A 3,541-nucleotide genomic window follows, 5' to 3' on the forward strand; every position below is an offset into this window, starting at 1 on the left:
GTTGGTGGTGGCTGCCCCGCTGACGTCGAGGCAGCGTCCGGAGGCTTCGTTGCGTAGGCGGTTGCCGGTGGGGTTGGGCGGCGGAGTCGTCGGGTCCGGCGTGGGGTTGGTGCCCGCGAACTGCGCGAAGAACCTCCACACCTCGCCCTTGGTCCAGGTCCTGACTCCGTCCTCACAGCCGGAGCAGCCGTCCACCGGCCCGGGTCCGTGCCCGCCGTCGAACGCGGCCCACTGCACCGGATATCCCGCCCGGCAGGAGTACGCGGTGGTGATGTGTGCCCCGCTGCCCTGGCTCGGCTCGCGCGGGCTCTGGGCCGCACAGCCGTTGTTGCGTACGAACGTGTCGCGCAGCGAACGTCCCGAGGAGATGTTGAGGACGTTGTCCGAGATGCCGTGGATCCCGAAGTACGCGATCGGCTGTGTGCCGCCGCTGCACCCGCTCAGCTGCGCTCCGGAGTAGACGGCGACGGCCCGGAAGGCGCTGGCACGGGCGCACGCGATCGCGTAGCTCATGCCGCCCCCGTAGCTGAAACCCATGGCGAAGCGCTGCGTCGTGTCGACACAGAGGGCCTCTTCGACTCGCCGCATCATGTCGTCGACGAACGTGAGGTCCTGACCGCCGGAGTTCGCCCAGCCGTTGCCGAGGCCCTGCGGCGCCACGAGGATCGCGCTGTTGTTCGACTGCTCCAGCATCCCGTAGTAGGCCCAGCTGTTCCCGCTGCTCCCGCCCGACGCGACGTCGTTCATCGTGCCACCGCGCCAGTGGAAGGCGAAAATCAGCCGGTACGGGTTGCTGCTGTTGTAGTTGGCGGGAACCCGCAGGATGAAGCTGCGACTCTGGCCGCTGCTCTGGATCGTGTGCGTCCCACTGCTCAACGCCGGGGCCTTGCCACATCCGGCCGTGGCCGCGAGCGGGACGGCGTCCGCCGCCGCGGACCCCAACCGGATGCTGGTGATGCCGGCGGTGGCGAGAACCACGGTCCCGGCGACCGCGAGCAGCGTGCGCCATCGATGCCGTCTGGTGCTCTGGGGCATGGGTGTGTGCTCCGTTCTCTGGGGGTGGGGTCGGCGGAGCCGGCCGCGACGACGCCGACGGGGACGAGCGTCCACTTCGCGTGCGCTGGCCCAGCCTGGGCGCGCCGAAGGCGGGCAGGGGTGTGGCGGCCGTCCGCCACGACGGTTGGTGATGTCCCTCCGGGACGTGACGCAGCGTCATCTGAGGTGCCGGCCCGACCCGTGCTCCCGCTGGGTCAGCATGCGATGGAGAATCGCGGGATGTCAATGCGACTTTGGTGGGCGCGCAGCCGTAACACATTTCTTGTCTCAATTCCGATGCCGGGCATCGCGTCTTCCTGTTAATTGATGACGTCCACTTGACGCCGGAGGTCTGGCGGCTTAAAGTCCGCACTTGTAACGTCATACGTCATACGGGATCGATCCCGGTCGGACGTGGAGAGGTTCGTGGTGCCAGCCGGCAGAGCGGACGAGCGAGGCATGGTCCTGGCCGCACAGGCCGGCGAGCGGCGGGCGCTCGACGCGCTCTTCGCGGCTTACCTGCCGCTCGTGTACACCATCGTGCGCAGGGCGTTGGGTGGGCTGCCGGACGTCGACGACGTGGTGCAGGAAACGATGCTGCGCGCCCTGCGCGAGCTGGGCAGGCTGCGTGCACCCGAGAGCTTCCGTCCGTGGCTGGCGACGATCGCGACGCGTCAGGTCGGCACCCACCTGCACCGGCGGCAGGTGGACGCCGCACGGACCGCCCCGCTCGACGAGGTGCCCGACCCACCGGACACGGACGCCGAGAGCGTGGCCCTGGTCCACGCCGAGCTGTCCGGTTACCGGCGCCAGGCCCTACGCGCCGGTCGGTGGATGGACCCCGGTGACCGGGAGCTGCTGTCGCTGTTCTGGCTGGAGGCCGCTGACCAGCTGACCAGGGCCGAGCTCGCGGCGGCACTGGGAACGACGGTGGCGCACGCCGGCGTGCGCGTCCAGCGCATGCGCCACCAACTCGAGCTGAGCCGGTCGCTCGTCGTCGCGCTGGAGGCCATTCCTCGATGCCCGCGGCTGGTGGCGGTCGTGGAGGGCTGGGACGGGGAGCCGAGCCCGCTGTGGCGCAAGCGCATCACCCGGCACACCCGCTCGTGTCCGGACTGCGCCCGAGCCGTCGACGGACTTGTTCCCATCGAGCCGCTGGTCGCCGGCGTTCCACATCGCCGTCGAAAATGTGTTACGAAACGCGGCCGTCAATAGTCCCCGTTACGTATCGACGATTGCCCTTGAATGCCTGGAAACAATCTGGCAATCTCGAAAACATCGATGCGTAGCGTTGCATCCATTCCTGCAGGGCACCAGCGAAAGCTGAGGCGGGCTAGCAATTTAGCGCGCTTACGCAACCGACTGAACCCACTGAGAAAGGGATGCAGTGATGAGAGAGCACACGTCGCGGCGGCGACGCAGAGTGAGAACGTTGATGCCGCTCCTGCTGGCCGGGCTGCTCGCGACCGGGGGTGCGCTGGTGTTCACCGGCACCGCGAACGCCGGCACCACGCTGCGGGCTTCGGCGGCGGAGAAGGGTCGCTACTTCGGCGCCGCGGTCGGCACGTACAAGTTCAACGACAGCACCTACATGTCGGTCCTCAACCGCGAGTTCAACAGCCTCGTCGCCGAGAACGAGATGAAGTGGGACGCGACCGAGCCGCAGCGCGGCGTCTTCAACTACGGCGCCGGCGACCGCATCGTCAGTCATGCCCGCGCCAACGGCATGAGCGTGCGCGGCCACACCCTGCTCTGGCACGCCCAGCAGCCCGGCTGGGCCCAGGGACTGTCCGGCAGCGACCTGCGCAACGCCGCCATCAACCACGTCACCCAGGTGGCCACCCACTTCCGGGGACAGATCCACTCGTGGGACGTGGTGAACGAGGCCTTCGCCGACGGCGGCGGGGGTGGTCGGCGTGACTCGAACCTGCAGCGCACCGGCAACGACTGGATCGAGGCCGCGTTCCGTGCCGCCCGCGCCGCCGACCCGAACGCCAAGCTCTGCTACAACGACTACAACACCGACGGCATCAACGCGAAGTCGACCGGCATCTACAACATGGTCCGCGACTTCAAGAGCCGCGGCGTGCCCATCGACTGCGTGGGCTTCCAGTCCCACCTCGGCACCTCGATCGCCGGCGACTACCAGGCCAACCTGCAGCGCTTCGCGGACGCCGGCGTCGACGTGCAGATCACCGAGCTCGACGTCACGCAGGGCGGCAACCAGGCCAACATCTACGCCACCGTCACCCGCGCCTGTCTGGCGGTATCCCGGTGCAACGGCATCACCGTGTGGGGCGTGCGCGACTGTGACTCCTGGCGGGGCAGCGACAACGCGTTGCTGTTCGACTGCGCGGGCAACAAGAAGGCCGCCTACACCGCGGTCCTCGACACCCTCAACGGTGGCTCGAACCCGACGACTCCGCCGCCCAACCCCACCGGCAACCGCCTACGCAACGAAGCCTCCGGACGCTGCCTCGACGTCAGCGGGGCAGCCACCACCAAC

General features: G+C 68.6%; 3 protein-coding genes. 2 read left to right on the top strand and 1 reads right to left on the bottom strand.

Annotated elements, in window-relative coordinates:
* The coding region (locus tag AB0J88_RS39960; protein WP_364362214.1) for a poly(3-hydroxybutyrate) depolymerase at positions 1 to 1,035 on the bottom strand (1,035 nt) is incomplete at its 3' end.
* 459 nt (positions 1,036 to 1,494) lie between these two features.
* Between AB0J88_RS39960 and AB0J88_RS39965 the strand changes: the two genes are divergently transcribed.
* Positions 1,495 to 2,250 (top strand): sigma-70 family RNA polymerase sigma factor, encoded by a 756-nt coding sequence (locus tag AB0J88_RS39965; RefSeq protein ID WP_364362213.1) that lies wholly within the window; start codon positions 1,495 to 1,497, stop codon positions 2,248 to 2,250.
* Between the two features lie 220 nt (positions 2,251 to 2,470).
* Positions 2,471 to 3,541 (top strand): endo-1,4-beta-xylanase (locus AB0J88_RS39970; RefSeq protein WP_364362212.1); only part of this gene is annotated, 1,071 nt, incomplete at its 3' end.

The organism is Asanoa sp. NPDC049475, assembly GCF_040676915.1.
Lineage (GTDB): Bacteria > Actinomycetota > Actinomycetes > Mycobacteriales > Micromonosporaceae > Asanoa.